This is a genomic window from Pelomonas parva (assembly GCF_043555835.1).
GTDB lineage: Bacteria > Pseudomonadota > Gammaproteobacteria > Burkholderiales > Burkholderiaceae_C > Pelomonas > Pelomonas parva.
On record NZ_JBIGHV010000006.1, the window covers coordinates 278,097 to 296,636 of the forward strand.

The following is an 18,540-nucleotide window of genomic DNA, read 5'->3' on the forward strand; positions in this document are numbered from 1 at the left end:
AGCCATTCCTTTGGAGACTCGCATGGACGCCCCCGTCAAAGCCCTGAACACCGAAAAAGCCAAGGCCCTGCAGGCCGCCCTTGCCCAGATCGAGAAGCAGTTCGGCAAGGGCTCCATCATGCGGCTTGGCGAAGGCGAGGTCATCGAGGACATCCAGGTCGTCTCCACCGGCTCCCTGGGCCTGGACATCGCGCTGGGCGTCGGTGGCCTGCCGCGCGGCCGCGTCGTCGAGATCTACGGCCCCGAGTCCTCGGGCAAGACCACGCTGACGCTACAGGTCATCGCCGAGATGCAAAAGCTCGCCGGCACCTGCGCCTTCATCGACGCCGAGCACGCACTCGACATCCAGTACGCCCAGAAACTCGGCGTCAACCTGCAGGAACTGCTGATCAGCCAGCCCGACACCGGCGAGCAGGCGCTGGAGATAGTCGACGCGCTGGTGCGCTCCGGCTCGGTGGACCTCATCGTCGTCGACTCGGTTGCGGCGTTGACGCCCAAGGCCGAACTCGAAGGCGAGATGGGCGACAGCCTGCCCGGCCTGCAAGCCCGCCTGATGAGCCAGGCCCTGCGCAAGCTGACCGCCACGATCAAGAAGACCAACTGCATGGTCATCTTCATCAACCAGATCCGCATGAAGATCGGCGTCATGTTCGGCAGCCCCGAGACGACCACCGGCGGCAATGCGCTGAAGTTCTACGCCTCCGTGCGCCTGGACATTCGCCGCATCGGCTCCATCAAGAAGGGCGAGGAAGTCATTGGCTCCGAGACCAAGGTCAAGGTCGTCAAGAACAAGGTCAGCCCGCCGTTCAAGACCGCCGAATTCGACATCCTCTACGGCGAGGGCATCAGCCGCGAGGGCGAGATCGTCGACATGGGCGTCATCGCCAAGATCGTCGAGAAGTCCGGCTCCTGGTATGCCTATCAAGGCGAGAAGATCGGCCAGGGCAAGGACAACGCCCGCGAGTTCCTGCGCGAGAACCCCGATGTGGCCCGCGAGATCGAGAACAAGATCCGCGAGTCGCTGGGCGTGGCGCTGCTGACCACGGCAGCACCGGAGTAAGCCTTTCCGTTGGTGCTGCCATGGCGCGTGCGCCTTTGTCGCTGAAAGCTCGCGCCATCGGCCTGCTGGCCCAGCGCGAGCACAGCCGGTCGGAACTGCGGCGCAAGCTCCTTCGCATTGAGCAGCAGCAGCGTGCGCGCATAACAGCGACTCGAACTGCCGGGGCTTTCGACGATGGCGAGGCGGCTTCGGACGACGAGCCTGCGCCTGAAGCCGCCAATTCGGTGGTCGAGGCTCTGCTCGACACGCTGGCCGCCGCCGGCTATCTGGACGAGGCGCGCTTCGTCGACTCCCGGCTGCATATCCGCGCCGGCCGTTTCGGCACGCAGCGCATCCAGCAGGAGTTGGCCCAGCACGGGCTGCGGCTGGACGCTGAACAGCAGGCAGCGCTGCGCGCAACCGAGCTGGAGCGGGCCCGCGAGGTCTGGCTCAGGCGTTTTGGCGCGGAACCGTCCCGTAACCCCGAAGAGCGGGCGCGCCAGACGCGTTTCCTGCTGACCCGGGGTTTTGCCCCCGAAGTGGTGCACCGCTTGCTGAGGGCCTAAGGGCCGCTTGACCGAGCGCGCAGGGGGAATTTGCACCTCGCGTGCTACATTGCTGGCTGCCCAAAAAACGAGGGTTCACCCGGTTACAAGGCCTCTGCCCCTACGGCGAAGCGCTGCAAACGCCGGCTGTCCCCGTCCCGGCGCCGGCCGGGTTGATCTGTCACTCCCGCCCTCCATGCCCGCCGCCCAACCGTCCGTCACGCGCCGCCCGCTGCATCGCCGCGCCTTCGATGTGCGGGTGTTCGCACGCGATGACGGCCTGTTTGACGTCGAAGCCGGCCTCACCGACACCAAGGCGCATGACGTGCCGCTGGCCGGCGCGACGCGCAAGGCGGGCGATCCGATTCACCAAATGCACCTGCGGCTGACTGTCGACGCGACGCTGACGGTCACCGCCGCCTCGTCCGAGACGCTGTGGATGCCTTATGTGCAGGCTTGCGGCGAGCACGGCGACGCCTATGCGCAGCTCGTGGGCCTCAACTTGCTGAGGGGCTTCCGCCAGGCCGTCACCGAGCGCCTCGGCGGCACCAGGGGCTGCACCCACCTCACCGAGCTGTGCCAGGTGCTGCCGACGGCCGTCATCCAGGCCATGGCCGGCTCGGTCATCGACACCCGCGAGGGGGATGCCGCCGGCAACCCGCCTTTCCAGCTGGACCGCTGCCATGCGCTGCGCCGCGACGGCGCCACCGTGGCCAAGTTCTACCCCCGCTGGCACCAGTCCTCCGCGCCGGCCGCCAACGATTCCTGACTTCCCGACCCGAAAGACCCAAGCCATGAAAATCCACGAATACCAGGGCAAAGAAATCCTGCGCCAGTTCGGCGTGCCGGTGCCGCGCGGCATCCCCGCCTTCACCGTGCAGGAAGCCGTCGAGGCGGCCCAGAAGCTGGGTGGCCCGGTCTGGGTCGTCAAGGCCCAGATCCACGCCGGCGGCCGCGGCAAGGGCGGCGGCGTCAAGGTCGCCAAGACCATAGACGACGTGAAGGAAAAGGCTGAGGGCATCCTGGGCATGCAGCTCAAGACCCACCAGACCGGCCCTGAAGGCCAGAAGGTCCGCCGCCTGTACATCGAAGACGGCGCCGACATCAAGAACGAGCTGTACGTCTCGCTGGTCACCGACCGCGGCACGCAGAAGGTCGCCTTCATCGCGTCGAGCGAAGGCGGCATGGACATCGAGGAAGTGGCCCACGCCACGCCCGAGAAGATCATCACCGAGATGATCGACCCGCTGGTGGGCCTGACCGCCGAGCAAAGCAAGAAGATCGCGGCGGCCATCGGCCTGACCGGCGCTTCGGTCGACCAGGCCGTCGACATCTTCGCCAAGCTCTACAAGTGCTACATGGACACGGATGCGTCGCTGGTTGAGATCAACCCGCTGAACTGCGATTCCAAGGGCAACCTGATGGCCCTGGACGCGAAGTTCAACTTCGACGCCAACGCGCTGTTCCGCCACCCCGAGATCGTGGCCTACCGCGACCTGGACGAAGAAGATCCCGCCGAAGTCGAAGCCAGCAAGTTCGACCTCGCCTACATCAGCCTGGACGGCAACATCGGCTGCCTGGTGAACGGCGCCGGCCTGGCCATGGCGACGATGGACACCATCAAGCTGTTCGGCGGCGAGCCGGCCAACTTCCTGGACGTCGGCGGCGGCGCCACCGCCGAGAAGGTCACCGAGGCCTTCAAGATCATGCTGAAGAACCCGGAAGTGAAGGGCATCCTGGTCAACATCTTCGGCGGCATCATGAAGTGCGACACCATCGCCGAGGGCGTCATCACCGCCTGCAAGGCCGTGAACCTGAGCGTGCCGCTGGTCGTGCGCATGAAGGGCACGAACGAAGAACTGGGCAAGAAGATGCTGGCCGAATCCGGCCTGCCCATCATCGCCGCCGACACGATGGCCGAAGCGGCCACCAAGATCGTTGCCGCTGTTGCCTAACGCCCAGGAGTAAGAGAAATGTCGATCTACATCAACAAAGACACCAAGGTCATCACCCAGGGCATCACCGGCAAGACCGGCCAGTTCCACACGCTGGGTTGCCAGGCCTATGCCAACGGCAAGAACGCCTTCGTCGCGGGCGTGAACCCGAAGAAGGCCGGCGAGAAGTTCAGCGAGATTCCCATCTACGCGACCGTCAAGGAAGCCGCCTCGCAGACCGGTGCGACCGTTTCCGTCATCTACGTGCCGCCCGCCGGCGCCGCTGCCGCGATCTGGGAAGCCGTCGAGGCCGACCTGGACCTGGCCATCTGCATCACCGAAGGCATCCCTGTCCGGGACATGCTGGAAGTGCGCAACAAGATGAAGGCCAAGGAAGCCGCCGGCGGCAAGAAGACGCTGCTGCTGGGCCCGAACTGCCCGGGCCTCATCACGCCGGAAGAAATCAAGATCGGCATCATGCCCGGCCACATCCACCGCAAGGGCCGCATCGGCGTCGTCTCGCGCTCGGGCACGCTGACGTATGAAGCCGTGGCCCAACTGACCGAGATCGGCCTGGGCCAATCGTCGGCAGTCGGCATCGGCGGCGACCCGATCAACGGCTTGAAGCACATCGACGTGATGAAGGCCTTCAACGACGACCCGGACACCGACGCCGTCATCATGATCGGCGAGATCGGCGGCCCGGACGAGGCGGAAGCCGCCCGCTGGTGCAAGCTGAACATGAAGAAGCCCATCGTCGGCTTCATCGCCGGCGTGACTGCGCCCCCCGGCAAGCGCATGGGCCACGCCGGCGCGCTGATCTCCGGCGGCGCCGACACGGCCGACGCCAAGCTGGCCATCATGGAAGAGTGCGGCTTCACGGTCACGCGCAACCCGTCCGAGATGGCCAAGCTGCTCAAGGCCTTGCTGTAATCGCGACGCGCTCCCGCTGCAGAGCCGCCGGGCCACCGCCCGGCGGCTTTTTTCATTCCGCCGGCCTTCGCCCGCCTTCGCCGTGACCGTCGCCCGCTCCGCCTAAGATCGGCCGCATGGCAAGCGGCGGCAAACCCGGTTTCTGGCAACGCCTCATCGGTCGCGTGGCCGATGCCGCCGACGCACCTCCCAGCGAGCTGTCCACACTGCCGGCCGTGCAGCACACGCATGCGCCCGGCTCCTCAGCGCCTCAGGCACCGTCCACGGCAGTGCCGGCCGACCTGCACGACTTCGACCTCGGCGCCGAGATCGGTCGTGGCGCCATGGCCATCGTCTACAAGGCCACGCAGCGCTCCACCGGCCGCCAGGTCGCCGTCAAGCGCCTGGCCTTGAGCCGCGAGTTCTCCGCTGAGGACCTGGTGGACGTGCGCGAACGCTTCATGCGCGAGGCCCGCGCCGCCCGCACGCTGGACCACCCGGACATCCTGCAGGTGGTCGACGCCGGCCAGGACGGCCGTGACGCGTGGATTGCCCTGGAATACGTGCTCGGCCGCGACCTCAGCACCTTCACCAAACCCAGCCAGCTGCTGCCGGTGCGCGAGGTCGTGCAACTCGGCGCGCGGCTGGCGCGGGCACTGCACTATGCGCACAGTCAGGGCGTCATCCACCGCGACATCAAGCCGGCCAACGTCATGCTGGACCGCGTCAACGGCAGCCTCAAGCTGATGGACTTCGGCATCGCCCGCGTCGGCGACGGCAGCCGCACCCGCACCGGCCTCGTGCTGGGCACGCCGTCGTTCATGTCGCCCGAGCAGCTCGCCGGCCTGACGGTCGACGGCCGCAGCGACCTCTACTCGCTGGGCGTGCTGCTCTACCAACTGCTCGCCGGCTCGCTGCCGCACCAGAGCGACTCCATGGCCCGGCTCATGCAGCAGATCGCCACCGAGCCCGCGCCCGATGTGCGCACCCGCCGCCCCGAGCTGCCCGAGTCGCTGGCGCTGGTGCTCGCCCTGTCGCTGCAGAAGCGGCCCGAGCTGCGTTATGCCTCGGGCGAGCAGCTGGCTCGCGACCTCGACGCCGTCCTCGTCATGGACCTGCAGGCCGAGCCCGCCGCGCCGCAGGGACACACGCCTCAGGACCCCGGCTTCGCACAAACACTGCGCTTGACGCCGGAGGAAGCAGGGCAGAATCGCCGCTCCCCCGCTGAGCCCCACGAGCCACCGCAAGCCCCATGATCCTGGAGTTCTTCAGCGCCACCGACGTGGGCCGTGCTCGCGACAACAACGAGGACTCGGTCGCCCTGGACGAGGCCGCCGGCCTGGCCGTGCTGGCCGACGGCATGGGCGGCTACAACGCCGGCGAGGTCGCCAGCCAGATGCTCACAGGCTTCATCAGCTCGGAACTGGGTCGCTGGCTGAAAGATGCCGGCCGCGAGGCCCGTGCCGGCGAGGTCAAGCGCGCCATGGACATCTGCGTCGACAACGCCAACCGCGCCATCTTCAACGCCGCCAATACCAATCCCAAGTACGCCGGCATGGGCACGACGCTGGTGCTGGGCGTGTTCCGCCCCGAGGGCCTGCTGCTGGGCCACGTCGGCGACTCGCGCGGCTACCGGATGCGCGCCGGCCGGCTGATGCAGATCACGCGCGACCATTCCCTGCTGCAGGAACAGATCGACGCCGGCCTGCTGACCGTCGAAGAGGCCGCCTTCTCCAGCAACAAGAACCTCGTGACCCGCGCCGTCGGCGTGGAGGACACGGTGTTGCTGGAGTTGCATCTGCACGACGTGCAGGCGGGCGACACCTACCTCTTCTGCTCGGACGGCCTGTCCGACATGCTCGACGACGACAGCATCGCCAATCTGCTCAGCGGCAATCCGGCCTTGCCCGAGGCTGCACAGGCGCTGATCAACGCAGCCAATGACAGCGGCGGCCGCGATAACATCGCGCTCATCCTGGCCCGCGCCGAGAGCCGCCAACGGACCGAAGGACGGGGCTGGTGGCCCTTCGGGCGACGTGGCGGCAACTGACAAGCCTGCCTGACAGGCTGCGGCACGCACAACAGAGAACTTGAGGTCATTCATGGGCAAACTGGTGGTGTCGCTCGACGGCGTCGTGATCAAGGAGGTGCAGATCACGAAGGACAAGACCACGCTGGGTCGGCGGCCGTACAACGACATCGTCATCGACAACCTCGCGGTGTCGGGCGAGCACGCCGTGCTGCAGATGGTCGGCAACGATGTCTTCATCGAAGACCTCAACTCCACGAACGGCACCTACATCAACGGCAAGGCCATCAAGAAGCAGCTGCTGGCGGACAACGACACCGTCGAGATCGGCAAGTACAAGATCAAGTACCTGACCAACGACGGCAACGATTACGAAAAGACCATGATCCTCAAGCCCGGCCAGGCCGTGCCGGGCATGGGCGTCGGGTCGGCCTTCGGCGGCCTGGGCACCGCCGTCACCGTCGGCCCGGCCACCATCAAGGTGCTGACGGGCGCCGCTGCCGGCCGCGAGGTCGCGCTGACCAAGGTCGTCACGACGCTGGGCAAGCCCGGCGTGCAGGTGGCCTCCATCACCAAGCGGCCCACTGGCTACGTCTTCGCCCATGTCGAAGGCGGCCAGCGCCCGAGTGTCAACGGCATCCCGCTGACCGGTGAATCCATCGCCTTGCGCAGCGGCGACCTGATCGAGCTGGCCGGCACGCAGATGCAGTTCATCCAGAGCTGACCGGGCCACGCAGCCGGCCGCCCCGGCTGCGTGACTTCCTCACGCCAGCGATACCCCCAACTCGGTAATCCGACCGTCCGACCCTCCGGGCGGGTGCGTACATTCTTGGCTCCACCTCGCCCGATGCGGGGCCCCCGAATCCGAGCCAACGCACCGCATGAACATCCGCGTCCTGGGCTGCTCCGGTGCCATTGCAGCCGGCTACAAGACCACCGCCTTTCTGCTCGACGACGATGTCCTCATCGACGCCGGCACCGGCGTGGGCGACCTGCCGCTGGACGCCCTGGCCGCGATCGACCACATCCTGCTCAGCCACTCGCACCTGGACCATGTGCTGGGCATCCCGCTGCTGGCCGACGCGGTGCTGCGCCTGCGCGTGGCCGCCGGCCGGCCGCCCATTCAGGTTCACGCGCTGCCCGAAACGCTGGAGGCGCTGCGCCGCCACATCTTCAACGGCGCCATCTGGCCCGACTTCACCCGGCTGCCCAGCCGCGAGGCGCCGGTGCTCAGCCTTCACGCCTTCCAGATCGGCGACCGCCTGGACCTGGGCGGCCGCATGATCGAGGTGCTGCCGGCCGCGCACACCGTGCCGGCGGTGGGCTTCGCCATCGACGGCGGCGCAGCCAGCGGCCATGCACACTGGGTCTTCACCGGCGACACCGGCCCCAACCCGGCGTTGTGGCAACGGCTGGCGCAACTGAAGCTGTCGCACCTGGTCATAGAGACCGCCTTCAGCGACGACGAAATCGAACTCGCCCACGTCAGCCAGCATCTGTGCCCGACCGATCTCGGCACCGAGCTGGCCCAGCTGGGCGGCAGCGTGGACGTGCGCATCACCCACATCAAGCCCGGCGAGGCCGAGGCCGTCATGCAGGGCGTGCAGGCGCTGACCAGCCCGCATCGCATCAGCGCGCTGGAGGCTGGCCAGAGCATGGGGCTCTGAGCGGCGCGCTCGCTATCATCGACATCCGACCGAGGAGGTGTCGCCATGCAAGTTGAGATCGCTCCCCCATCCATCCCTGTCGGGCAATTCAAGACGTTTGGCCGATACGGCCCCGCCTACGAGATCATCAAGCCGCTGCGCCAGCTGGAAGACGGTGACTGGATGGTCGATATCGTGATGGTCGAGACCGGCGAGCATGCGGAGTACCGGCTCACCAGCATCAATGACGACCCGGACGCTCATTGATGTTCGCCGTCGCCTTCGACCTGAAAGTGGATGACACCCGCGCCAACCACCCTAAGGGTGTTTCTGCGGCGTATGGCGAGATTCGAGACGCTCTTGCGGGCTTCGGCTTTCGCTGGGTGCAGGGCAGCCTCTATGTCACCGACAAGGAAGACATGGCGAACTTGTTCCTGGCCATCATGGATCTCAAGCGCCGCCCCTGGTTTCCGCCCTCGGTAAGAGACATCCGCGCCTTCCGTATCGAGCAGTGGTCCGACTTCACGGGCGTGGTCAAAGGTCCCTGACGTGGCGTTACGTGGCAGGCTCGGTTTCAAGCTCGCGAATCAACGGCGCCTCGGCGCCGTTTTTCATGCCTGACGTTTCTTGGCCGCAGGCGCTCGACTGACAGAACGCGTCACGCCCGACTGACGCTTTTTGTCAGAACGGGCCGGCCAGGGCGGCCAAACGTGCGGTTTCGCACGCCAAAACGCCGCTGCGGGGCTGGCACGGCCCCTGCATTCAAGGGGTCTGCCCCCACCCAACAACTCTCCCTCTCTGGAGTACCGACATGCAAGTCAAAGCCAGCGCCCAAAAGGGCTTCACCCTGATCGAACTGATGATCGTCGTGGCCATCATCGGCATCCTGGCCGCCGTGGCCCTGCCGCAGTACCGCACCTACACGACCCGCGCCAAGGCCGCCAACGCACTGACCGTCGCTGACTCGCTGAAGTCGGCCGTGGCGCTGTGCATCCAGGAAGCCGGCGGCTCCAAGGATGGCTGCGACGCAGGCAGCAACGGCATCATGGCCACCGGTGACTTCAAGGGCACGAAGGAAGTTGCCTCGCTGGAGTCGGTCACCGACGGCAAGATCGTCATCGTGCTGAACGACATCGGCGCGGGCACTAGCGGCAAGAAGATCACCTTCGACGTGGACGGCATCCATGGCAACGCCGTGACCTGGAAGACGACCACCGACATCACGGACGAAGTCATCAAGGGTTCGCTCGAGAAGAACAACGTCGGCACCTGATCTTCTGCCGCGACATCAAAAAAGGGGGCTTCGGCCCCTTTTTTGTTTTCGCCATCACCTCTCCTGGACATGCGCCACCCCACTCGCAGCCTGCCGGCCACCCTGGCACTGCTGGCGACCGTCGCCTATCTGGCGGTCGCGCCCTTGCTTGCCTACCCGGCATCGGCCCACGATGGCAGCCGCGCGTTGCAGTTGGCGCTGCTGGCAGTCGTCAGCCTGCTTGCTGTGGCGGGATCGGTTGGGCTGCGGGCGACAGCGCCGGACTCGCTGAAGGCCTGCGCGCTTGCCGCCCTGGCGATCGCATTGCCATCCCTGCTGGCCGCGCCGAATCGCGCCGCCGCTGCCCAGGAAATCGCACTGATGTTGGGCTTGGCCGTCTTGGCCTTGCAGGTGTGCCACGCAGCGCGGGGCAACGCGATCGGGTGGGCCTACGACGGCCTGCTCGCCGGAAGCTGCACCTACTTCCTGCTGACGACCGGCATCTATGGCGTCGCATTGCTGGATGCGGGCGCAGGCCCGCTGAATGCGCGACTGCTGCATCTGGGTTTCGACAATCCGCGCTTTTTCAATCATGTCCAGACGCTGGCGCTGCCGGTGCTGCTGGGCTGGTCCGTCGCGGCGCCTGATCGCCTGCGGCGTCGTGCAGCATCGGTCGCTGCCAGCCTGCACTTCGCCTGGCTTTTCATGGATGTCGCGCGTGCCAGCCTGCTCGCCCTGGCGGTTGCGACCGTCTGGTGCTGCTGGGTCGGCGCCCGGCCGTTGTGGCGTCGCCTGCTGCTGTGCGCGCTGGCGGGTTTCGTCATTCATTGGGTTCTATTCGTTGCTCTGCCCATCGCGTTGGGACGCAGCTGGTTCACCCATTTCGCCGGCCTGCAGGAACTTACCAGCAGCCATTCCCGCGACCTGCTCCTGTCCGCAGCCCTTGATCTGATACGCGACCATCCCTGGCTGGGCGCAGGCCCCATGCATTTCGCGGCGCTGGCACATCCCAAGGGTGCACACCCGCACAACCTCTACCTTCAATGGGCGGCCGAGTTCGGTCTGCCATCGCTGCTGTTGCTCGTGGCGGTGCTGGCAATCCCACTGTGGCGAGCCTCGGCGCTGCTGCGGCAAACGCGATCCCAAAGCCCGGCAATGACCGCTGCGCTGAGCGCCGCGCTGCTGGCCGCATTGGTGGACGCGGGCTTCTCCGGCAACTTCGTGATGCCGTTGTCTCAGGTATGGATCGCGGTCACCTATGGCTTGCTGCTGGCGGCATTGCCGATCGGCCTTGCTGTCACCACCCCACTTCGGACAGGGCTTCGCCGCCTTGCGCTTGCAGGCCTGCTAGCCTCCCAGGTCTGGCTATGCGCCGTGGCCTGGCACCAATGGCAGCACATTCCTCCCCGCATTTCCGATCTCAGCCCCATCACGACCGCTGACCAGAAACCGCGCCCGCGTTTCTGGCAGCAAGGTTGGCTTTGAGCCGCGAGCCGCCAGTCAGGGCCGCAACGGCGTCGGCGGCAACCAGCCCTGAAGCCGCCCCTGCAAGGGCGGGCGGCCATGACGGTATTCGGTCAGCAAGTTGAGGTCGGTGATGGCCTCGGGCGGCGGCGCACCAGGCTTCTGGCTGCGCGCCAGGTAGTCCCCCGCCCGCTCCAGCGGCGCATGGGCGAGCTGCTCGGCCAGCTCGCCCGACGCAAAAAGTTCAGCTGCGAACGCGGACCCGCCGGGTAGCCGGCTGGCCTGCAGACGTTGCAATGCATCGGGCAGCTTGGCCATGGTGCGGTCGCTGGCATAGGCGAAGTTCTGGTAGCGCACGACGTCGGCAAACACCTGGCTGGCGGTCAGCATGGCGTCCAGGCTGCCGGTCGTGTTGAACGCAAAGATGCCGCCCGGCGCCAGCCGGCTGCGCACCAGCTGCATGTACTCGGTGGACAGCAGCAGCGATACATACGCCCGCCAGTGGAAGGTCGTGTTCATGACGACCAGGTCGAACCGCTCCGAGGCCTGCCGCTTCAACCAGCGGCGCCCATCGTCGATGTGGATGTGCACGCGCGGGTCCTTCAGGATGGCCGACACCGCGGGGTAACGCTGCACCAGCTCCAGATAGGCGGGATTGATCTCCACCACGTCGATGCGCTCGACCCCCGGCATGCCGGCCAGTGCCTGCGTCCACGCGCCGGTGCTCAGGCCGATCACCAGAACGCGGGCGGGCTGCGGGTGCAGCGTGGCCAGCAGGTAGCCACGGTCGAGCCGGTTGCTGTTGACGCGCATGTCGATGTTCAGGCGGCCGTCGTAGACGTTGTTGCCCAGCGTGATGTCGCCGCCACCCGAGCCGGCCAGCACGTGCACGACGCCATGCTTGTTCTGGATCAGGTGGCGCAGCGTGCCACCACCCAGCCGCGCAATGGTCTCCAGGCTGGCGGCGGGATGGAGAAGGTTGAGCAGGCCCAGCGCCACGGCCACCACCGGCAGCCGCCATGCCGCCGCCGACGGCGCGGGCCGTTCTTGCAGCGTCACCAGCAGCGCCAGCGCCGCTGCGCCGAGGCTGACCGCCACGAAGACCTGATCGACCGTCAACACGTCCAGCAACACGAAGCCGGTGAGCAGCGGCCCGAGCGCCGAACCCAGCACGTTGGCCACGTAGACACGGGAGACGCTGCGCCCGATACCGTCCTGGGACGACTGCGACCCGAGGTGGTGAATGATCGGGAACAGCATGCCCTTGATGGCCGCACAGGCGCCGATCAGCAGCATCAGCGCCAGCAGCGGCCACAGCGTGTCAGCCTCGCGATTGATCAGGAACGGCGCCAGCATCGCCAGCTCAGCGGTCGGCTCGGAGGTCATCAACCACGGCGCCAGCCGGAGTGCGCCGAGGTCCACGACGGCCGCCAGCGCCAGGATGCGCGCGACCACCGGCAGCAGCGGCCCGTCGCCCCGGCAGTGACGACCGCCCAGCAACGCACCGACGGCAATGCCCAGCAGGAAGGCCACCAGCACCACCGCGAAGGCATGCGGCCGGCCCTCGTGCCCGAACGACACCAGGCGCACCCAGGCGATCTCCTGGCTCAGGCTCAGCAAGCCCATGCCGAAGGACAACGTGATCGCCAGCCCGCGCATCCTCAGCGCCTCCCCACGGCCAGCAAAGCGCCAAAGCTGGCCGCCAGGTTGAGCGCAGCGGCCAGGTGCACGATCTGCGCCAGGTCCAGCCAGTAGGGCAGCACGAAGGCCATGCACCATGCGCCCAACGCCGCACCCAGCGTGTTGATGAAGTACAGCCAGCCCGTGGCCTGGCCGATCATGGCGCGGTTCTCGGCCGCATGCGCGACCAGCATCGGCAGCGTCGCACCCATCAGCACGGTCGGCAGCAGCAGCAGCGCAAAGCAGGCCGCGCCCGCCCCGATGCGTGGCAGCAGCGCCAGCGTGTCGGCCAGCCCCAGCAGCACCGGGACGCTGACCAGCCCGCAGGCGGCGATACCCAGCTCGAAGCCCGCGAACAGCGCGACGATGCGGCGCGGATGGCGGTCGGCCAACCAGCCGCCGAGCCAGGCGCCGATGCCCAGCCCCAGCATGAAGACCGACACCACCACGGTCACCGATTCGACGTCCACGCCGATCGCGCCGAACAGCAGGCGTTGCCAGACCAGCTGATAGACCAGCGCCGCGAAGCCGGAGCAGGCAAACGCGGCGCCGATCAGCCCCAGTTCGACGTGGCGCCGCAGACCCATGACATGTGTATTGACCAAGCCATCAGCATAGCGACGCGTCGGGGCGCGACAGGCCCGGCGAAACGCTCATGCCATCATGCGCGCCCATGTCGTATCAGACCTCCGCCGCGCCGCACGAGGCCGCGCCTCTCGCCCTCGTCCTTGCCGTCACGCTGCCCACGCTGCTGGCCTTCAACCAGACGCCGGCCGCCACGCTCTACAACCAGCTGCTGGCCCTCGCCGGCTGGGGGCTGGCGCTGCTGCTCTGGGCCCGCTCGGCGCCCGGCTGGCGGGCCGGCCTGACGAGCCCGGCGGCGCTGGCGATGGCGCTGCTGCTGGTCGCGCCGCTGAGTTCGGTCGCGTGGCGCGGCCTGCCGCTGTCGCTGGGCCTGAACGCCACCGCCATCATCGGCGCCGGCCTGGCCGTGCTGCTGCTGGCCCAGGGCCTGTCGCGCAACGCGCGCAACGTCGCAGGCGAGGCGCTGTGCTGGGGCCTGCTGGTGGCCGGCCTGTTCAGCATCGCCATCAGCCTGGCGCAGGTGTTCGCGCCCGGCTGGGCCGACGGCGACGTCATTGCCCGCTCCGGCATTCCTGGCCGTGCGGTCGGCAACCTGCGCCAACCCAACCACCTCGCCAGCCTGATGATGTGGGGCGCCGTCGCGGCGGTCTTCATCACTGAGCGGCGCGGCTGGCGGCTGCTGCTGGCGCCACTGCTGTTCGCCTGCGTTTTCACCGTCGTGCTGAGCGCCTCGCGCACCGGCTTCGTCGGCATCGCCATGCTGGCGCTGTGGGGCATCGTCGACCGCAAGCTGTCACGCAGCGCGCGCCTGACGCTGCTGGCCACGCCGCTGATGCTGGGCGTTAGCTGGTGGTTGATGTCGCTGTGGGCCGCCGCCGGCGACCATGCTTTTGGCGCCGCATCAAGGCTGGCGGAGGGCGCGGGCTCGCCATCGCGCCTGGCTATCCTGCGCGACGCCTGGGCCCTGACCATGGCCCACCCCTGGCTGGGCGTCGGCTGGGGCGAGTTCAATTTCGCGTGGAGCCTGACGCCCTTCCCGGCGCGCGCCATCGCCTTCTTCGACCACACGCACAACCTGCCGTCGCAACTGGCCGTGGAGCTGGGCCTGCCCTGGGCCGGCGCGGTGCTGGCCTTGCTCTGCTGGGCGCTGTGGCAGAGCTGGCGCGCCGCCGCTCGCGATGACGACGAGGCGCCGCTGCGCCGCGCCGCGCTGATGGTGGTGCTGGCCATCGCCCTGCACAGCCTGCTGGAGTACCCGCTCTGGTACGCCTACTTCCTGCTGCCGGCCTGCTTCGCGCTGGGCCTGGCCCTGCCTGCCCCTGCGGCGGCGGGCAGTTCACCCCGGCCTGCATCACCCGTGCCGGCGATGGCGCTCGGCGCGCTGTTCATCGTCGGCAGCCTGTTCGCGGTGTGGGACTACCAGCGCGTCGTCGCAATCTACACGCCCAGCGCGACGGCCCAGCCGCTGAGCCAGCGCATCGCCACCGGCCAGCGCTCGCCGCTGTTTGGCCATCAGGCCGACTACGCCGCCGCCACCAGCGACCCGCCCGGGCCAGCTGCGCTCGCCGCAGCGCGCCGCACCGCCTTCAGCCTCATCGATGCGCGGCTGCTGATGCACTGGTCCCGCTCGCTGGAGGCCACGGGCGATGCCGAAGGTGCGCGCTACCTCGCCGACCGGCTGCGCGAGTTCCGCAACCCGACCGGCGACAGCTGGTTCGAGAGCTGCGCGGAGCCCGCCTCGGCGGCGGCGATGCTGCAGTGCCAGCCGGCGTCGGCGGTCATCGACTGGCGGACGCTACGCTGACCAGTCGCCCGACTTCCCGCCCTGCTTCTGCAGCACCCGGACACCGTCGATGACCATGCCGCGGTCCGCCGCCTTGCACATGTCGTAGATCGTCAGCAGGCCGACCTGCACGGCGCACAGCGCCTCCATCTCGACACCCGTTCGACCCAGCGTCTCGACCTGGGCGCGGCACAGCACGCGGCTGCCGGGCTCGTCCAGCTCGAACTCGACCTTGACCCGAGTGATCGGCAGCGGGTGGCACAGCGGCACCAGGTCGCTGCAGCGCTTGGCGCCCTGAATGGCGGCGATGCGCGCCACGCCCAGCACATCGCCCTTCTTGGCCGTGCCGCTGGCGATCAGCGCGAAGGTCTCGGGCAGCATGCGGATCTCGCCGGCCGCGACCGCCACGCGGTGCGTCTCGGCCTTGGCCGACACGTCCACCATGTGGGCCTGGCCTTCGGCATCGAAGTGGGTCAGTGGGGATGTCATGTCAGGGCTGCCCTGCCTTTGGGAGGCGCTTCATTTTCAGGAAACATTCAGGTTTCGAGTTGCAGGCATCATAGGCAGCCGCCCGGTACTGAGCCGGCGGCGGCCGGAGCCCTTGCCTGATGAAGAAGTCGTTCGCCACCCGCCCCCTGCTGTCCCTGCTCGCCGCCGCCACACTGGCCCTGCCGGGTGCGCCGCTGAGTGCCCAGGTCAACCTGCCGGCGCTGGGCGATTCGGTCTCACAAGACCTGGACGTGGGCACCGAGCGGCAGCTCGGCGACCGCTACATGCGCCAGATCCGCATCGACCCGGCCGTCGTGCAGGACCCGCTGCTGACGGAATACATGGCGACCATCTTCGAGCCGCTGGTGGCGGCCTCGCGCAAGCTGGGCCACATCGGCGATGACATCCAGACCCGCTTCGCCTGGGAGCATTTCCTCGTCGAGGACAAGAGCGTCAATGCGTTCGCGCTGCCGGGTGGCTTCCTCGGCACCCACCTGGGGCTGATCGCGATGACGGTGTCGCGCGACGAGCTGGCCTCGGTACTGGCCCACGAGATCTCGCATGTCACGCAGCGCCACATCGCGCGCCGCATCGCCGGCGACTCGAAGAACAGCATGATCGCCATCGCCGGCCTGCTGCTCGGCGTGCTGGCCGCATCGCGCGGCAACATCGACATGGCCAATGCCGGCATCGTCGGTGGTCAGGCAGCCGCGCAGCAGATGTCGCTGAACTTCTCGCGCGACATGGAGCGCGAGGCCGACCGCGTCGGCTTCAACGTGCTGGTGGAGGCCGGCTTCGCCGGCAGCGGCATGGTGAGCATGTTCGAGCGCATGGAACAGGCCTACCACCTGATGGACAACGGCGCCTATCCGTACCTGCGCTCCCACCCGCTGACCAGCGAGCGCATCGGCGACGCCCGCACGCGCCTGGCGCTGGAGCCTTTCGCCCGCCCGCGAGGCCTCGCCGAGCATGCGCTGATGGCGGCACGTGCGCGGGTGTTGATGGACCCGCGCGTCGATGCCTGGAAGGTGCTGGAGAACTACGACGCGGGCGCACGCAACATCCGCGATAGCGGCGGCTACGAACAACTCGGCGCGCGCTACGCGGCCACACTGGCGTCCCTCAAGCTGCGCAACTTCGACCGCGCGGAGGCCACGCTGCGCAGCGCCGAGGTGACGCTGCAGCTCATCAATCCCAGCCCCGCCGAGACGGCAGCGGCCACGCGGCAGCTGACCTACCTGCGCGCCGAGCTGGCACAGGCGCGCGGCCGGCCGATGGAAGGCATTGCCGCGCTGGACTCGCTGAAGGGCGAGAAGTCCCGCCCGCTGCTGATGCAGCGCGTCGGCCTGGCGCTGGCCGCCGGCCCGGCGTCGCCCGCCCTGCGCGAAGCTGCGGACGCGTTGCAGACCCACGTGAGCCTGGAGCCCCGCGACTCGCTGGCCTGGGCGCAGCTGGCACTGGTCTGGCAGAAACTGGGCCAGCCGCTGCGGGCCGTGCGCGCCCAGGCCGAGGTGCATGCTGCCGCCGGCGACCTGAACGGCGCCATCGATCGCATGCGCTCCGGCCTGCGCCAGTCGCGCGGGCCGGATGCCGACCAGGTCGAGGCCGCAGTCATCGACGCCCGGCTGCGCGCGCTGGTCTACGAGCGCCAGTCCATCCTGGGCGAGATGTACCGCGGGCGCTACATCCCGCCGGACGTCGAACTGCCAAATTGAGGCCCCTCGCCCAAGGAGTACCTTGGTCGGTCCCCCGAGGGGACGGCGATGCTCGCGGCATTGAGCCGCTCGCACATCGCCAGGCGGGCCGGCTTGGGGCGGCCCGGCGCTCGGCCCGGACGCCCCGCTTGGTCAGTCCTGCGGAAACATCCGCTCCACGACCACGTCGATGAGCATGCCGCACAGGCTGTAGATCAGCGAGCCGATCAGCGCGGCCCAGAAGCCGGTCACGGCCAGGCCGTCGAGCAGGGACGCCGCCGCCCAGAACATCAGCGCGTTGATGATGAACAGGAACAGGCCCAGCGTCAGCACCGTCACGGGCAGCGTCAGCAGCACCAGCACGGGCCGCAGCAGCGTGTTCAGCAGGCCCAGCACCGCCGCCGCGATCAGCGCCGAGGTGAAGCTCGTCACCACGACGCCAGGGTAGAGGTGCGCCACCAGCAGCAGCGCGCCGGCCAGCAACAGCCATCGAGTGAGTGTCTTCATGGGCGCCGAGCATATCGGGCAGGGCCATGGGCTGTGTAGCGCCACCGCTGCATTCGTCGCCCATCAAATAGGAATCGTTCGCATTCGTGTTAACATTTTTGCTTGAGTCTGCCCCTCGTCACCGCTTGCCGTCCTTGAAGCCCGCCCTCGCCTTCGTCGCTCACGCCCCGGTCGCCACCGCGCCTTCGCGGCCCGCCATGGCGCGCGCGCAGCCGCAGCCCAGCTACGCCGAGCTGTCGTCCAGCTCGGCCCGCCATCGCCTGCTGGCGGTGGGCGTGGTCGCGCTGCACGTGCTGGTCCTGTGGGGCTTGAGCCAGATGCAGGATGTGCGGCGCACGGTGGCGCGCATGACGCCGGTGGTGGTGCGCCTGATTGCGCCGGCTGAGCCGCCCAAGCCCCTGCCGCCGGTGCCCGTCGCGATGCCCACGCTGCAGGTGCCGACGCCGACCTTCATCGAGCCGCCGCTGATCGCGATCGCCGCCGCGCCGGCGCCATCCCCGGTCGTCGCGGCGCTGCCGCCCCCGCCGCCGCCGACGCCCGTGGTGGCGCAGGCCGCACCCACGCCGATGGTGCCGGTCGTGACGCCACCCGCGCCCGCCCTCAAGCAGATTCCCGCCAGCGCCGTGCGCTACCTGCGCGAGCCGCGCATGACGGTGCCGCTGATGTCCAAGCGGCTGCGCGAGTCCGGCATCGTCTATCTGCGCGTCGTCGTCGACACGCGCGGCCTGCCGCGCGAGATCAGCCTGTCCAAATCCTCCGGCTTTACCCGCCTGGACGAGCAGGCGCTGCAGGACATGCGCAGCGCCCGCTTCGTGCCGCAGACCGACAACGGCCAGCCCGTCGAGTGGGAGGTCATCACGCCGATGTCCTACGAAGTCGACCGCTGACGCGCCTTTTCCCTTTCCCTCACTAGCCATGCCGTGGGCGGTGCTTGACGCCGTCGTGGGCAAAGCCATGCCCATTCACGATCCCTCGGAGAGT

The 18,540-nt window shown here is 68.2% G+C and carries 20 protein-coding genes; 16 read left to right on the forward strand and 4 right to left on the reverse strand.

Annotated elements, in window-relative coordinates:
- Window positions 1–22: 22 nt before the first annotated feature.
- From recA to ACG00Y_RS17920, 13 genes are all read left to right on the forward strand, one after another.
- A complete protein-coding gene (gene recA / locus ACG00Y_RS17860) occupies window positions 23–1,060 on the forward strand; it encodes a recombinase RecA (RefSeq protein WP_394481129.1) in 1,038 nt (345 codons plus the stop codon).
- 20 nt (window positions 1,061–1,080) lie between these two features.
- Entirely contained in the window at window positions 1,081–1,605 is a 525-nt protein-coding gene (locus ACG00Y_RS17865) for a regulatory protein RecX (protein WP_394481131.1), read from the forward strand.
- A gap of 175 nt (window positions 1,606–1,780) precedes the next feature.
- Complete coding sequence (locus ACG00Y_RS17870) at window positions 1,781–2,353, forward strand: DUF2889 domain-containing protein (protein ID WP_394481133.1); 573 nt, start codon at window positions 1,781–1,783, stop codon at window positions 2,351–2,353.
- Between the two features lie 25 nt (window positions 2,354–2,378).
- Window positions 2,379–3,539 carry an ADP-forming succinate--CoA ligase subunit beta gene (gene sucC, locus ACG00Y_RS17875; RefSeq protein WP_394481135.1) on the forward strand — a complete coding sequence of 387 codons (1,161 nt, stop codon included), beginning with the start codon at window positions 2,379–2,381 and terminating at the stop codon, window positions 3,537–3,539.
- 18 nt (window positions 3,540–3,557) lie between these two features.
- The gene (sucD, locus tag ACG00Y_RS17880) at window positions 3,558–4,451 is read left to right on the forward strand and encodes a succinate--CoA ligase subunit alpha (protein WP_394481137.1); all 894 of its coding nucleotides are present in this window, start codon (window positions 3,558–3,560) and stop codon (window positions 4,449–4,451) included.
- 116 nt (window positions 4,452–4,567) lie between these two features.
- Window positions 4,568–5,686, forward strand: coding sequence for a serine/threonine-protein kinase (locus ACG00Y_RS17885; protein ID WP_394481139.1), 1,119 nt, complete (start codon window positions 4,568–4,570; stop codon window positions 5,684–5,686).
- The gene (locus ACG00Y_RS17890) at window positions 5,683–6,480 is read left to right on the forward strand and encodes a Stp1/IreP family PP2C-type Ser/Thr phosphatase (protein ID WP_394481141.1); all 798 of its coding nucleotides are present in this window, start codon (window positions 5,683–5,685) and stop codon (window positions 6,478–6,480) included. The genes ACG00Y_RS17885 and ACG00Y_RS17890 overlap by 4 nt, the downstream gene beginning before the upstream one ends.
- Window positions 6,481–6,532: 52 nt before the next feature.
- Window positions 6,533–7,183: an FHA domain-containing protein gene (locus ACG00Y_RS17895; protein WP_394481143.1), complete on the forward strand. Its 651-nt coding sequence runs from the start codon at window positions 6,533–6,535 to the stop codon at window positions 7,181–7,183.
- A gap of 157 nt (window positions 7,184–7,340) precedes the next feature.
- Window positions 7,341–8,126, forward strand: a complete 786-nt coding sequence (locus ACG00Y_RS17900; protein WP_394481145.1) for an MBL fold metallo-hydrolase — start codon at window positions 7,341–7,343, stop codon at window positions 8,124–8,126.
- A gap of 45 nt (window positions 8,127–8,171) precedes the next feature.
- A complete protein-coding gene (locus tag ACG00Y_RS17905; protein ID WP_394481147.1) occupies window positions 8,172–8,372 on the forward strand; it encodes a DUF5397 family protein in 201 nt (66 codons plus the stop codon).
- On the forward strand, window positions 8,372–8,653 hold the full coding sequence (locus tag ACG00Y_RS17910) for a virulence factor (RefSeq protein WP_394481149.1): 282 nt from the start codon (window positions 8,372–8,374) through the stop codon (window positions 8,651–8,653). Before ACG00Y_RS17905 ends, ACG00Y_RS17910 begins: the two co-directional genes overlap by 1 nt.
- A 263-nt stretch (window positions 8,654–8,916) precedes the next feature.
- Window positions 8,917–9,378, forward strand: a complete 462-nt coding sequence (locus ACG00Y_RS17915; protein WP_394481151.1) for a pilin — start codon at window positions 8,917–8,919, stop codon at window positions 9,376–9,378.
- Window positions 9,379–9,447: 69 nt separating this feature from the next.
- Window positions 9,448–10,842, forward strand: a complete 1,395-nt coding sequence (locus ACG00Y_RS17920; RefSeq protein WP_394481153.1) for an O-antigen ligase family protein — start codon at window positions 9,448–9,450, stop codon at window positions 10,840–10,842.
- Between the two features lie 15 nt (window positions 10,843–10,857).
- On the opposite strand, the gene ACG00Y_RS17925 is transcribed toward ACG00Y_RS17920, so the two are convergent.
- Both ACG00Y_RS17925 and ACG00Y_RS17930 read right to left on the reverse strand, forming a co-directional pair.
- Window positions 10,858–12,480 carry a spermidine synthase gene (locus ACG00Y_RS17925; protein WP_394481155.1) on the reverse strand — a complete coding sequence of 541 codons (1,623 nt, stop codon included), beginning with the start codon at window positions 12,478–12,480 and terminating at the stop codon, window positions 10,858–10,860.
- A 2-nt stretch (window positions 12,481–12,482) separates the two neighbouring features.
- Entirely contained in the window at window positions 12,483–13,088 is a 606-nt protein-coding gene (locus tag ACG00Y_RS17930) for a fused MFS/spermidine synthase (protein ID WP_394481157.1), read from the reverse strand.
- 86 nt (window positions 13,089–13,174) lie between these two features.
- Here ACG00Y_RS17930 and ACG00Y_RS17935 point away from each other — a divergent pair, with 86 nt between their 5' ends.
- Window positions 13,175–14,890 carry a PglL family O-oligosaccharyltransferase gene (locus ACG00Y_RS17935; protein WP_394481159.1) on the forward strand — a complete coding sequence of 572 codons (1,716 nt, stop codon included), beginning with the start codon at window positions 13,175–13,177 and terminating at the stop codon, window positions 14,888–14,890.
- On the opposite strand, the gene moaC is transcribed toward ACG00Y_RS17935, so the two are convergent.
- The gene (moaC, locus tag ACG00Y_RS17940; RefSeq protein ID WP_394481161.1) at window positions 14,882–15,358 is read right to left on the reverse strand and encodes a cyclic pyranopterin monophosphate synthase MoaC; all 477 of its coding nucleotides are present in this window, start codon (window positions 15,356–15,358) and stop codon (window positions 14,882–14,884) included. The genes ACG00Y_RS17935 and moaC overlap by 9 nt on opposite strands.
- Before the next feature lie 119 nt (window positions 15,359–15,477).
- Between moaC and ACG00Y_RS17945 the strand changes: the two genes are divergently transcribed.
- Window positions 15,478–17,073: a M48 family metalloprotease gene (locus tag ACG00Y_RS17945; RefSeq protein ID WP_394481163.1), complete on the forward strand. Its 1,596-nt coding sequence runs from the start codon at window positions 15,478–15,480 to the stop codon at window positions 17,071–17,073.
- 132 nt (window positions 17,074–17,205) lie between these two features.
- On the opposite strand, the gene ACG00Y_RS17950 is transcribed toward ACG00Y_RS17945, so the two are convergent.
- A complete protein-coding gene (locus ACG00Y_RS17950; protein WP_394481165.1) occupies window positions 17,206–17,559 on the reverse strand; it encodes a phage holin family protein in 354 nt (117 codons plus the stop codon).
- Window positions 17,560–17,693: 134 nt separating this feature from the next.
- Between ACG00Y_RS17950 and ACG00Y_RS17955 the strand changes: the two genes are divergently transcribed.
- Window positions 17,694–18,446 (forward strand): energy transducer TonB, encoded by a 753-nt coding sequence (locus tag ACG00Y_RS17955; protein WP_394481167.1) that lies wholly within the window; start codon window positions 17,694–17,696, stop codon window positions 18,444–18,446.
- Window positions 18,447–18,540: the final 94 nt, after the last annotated feature.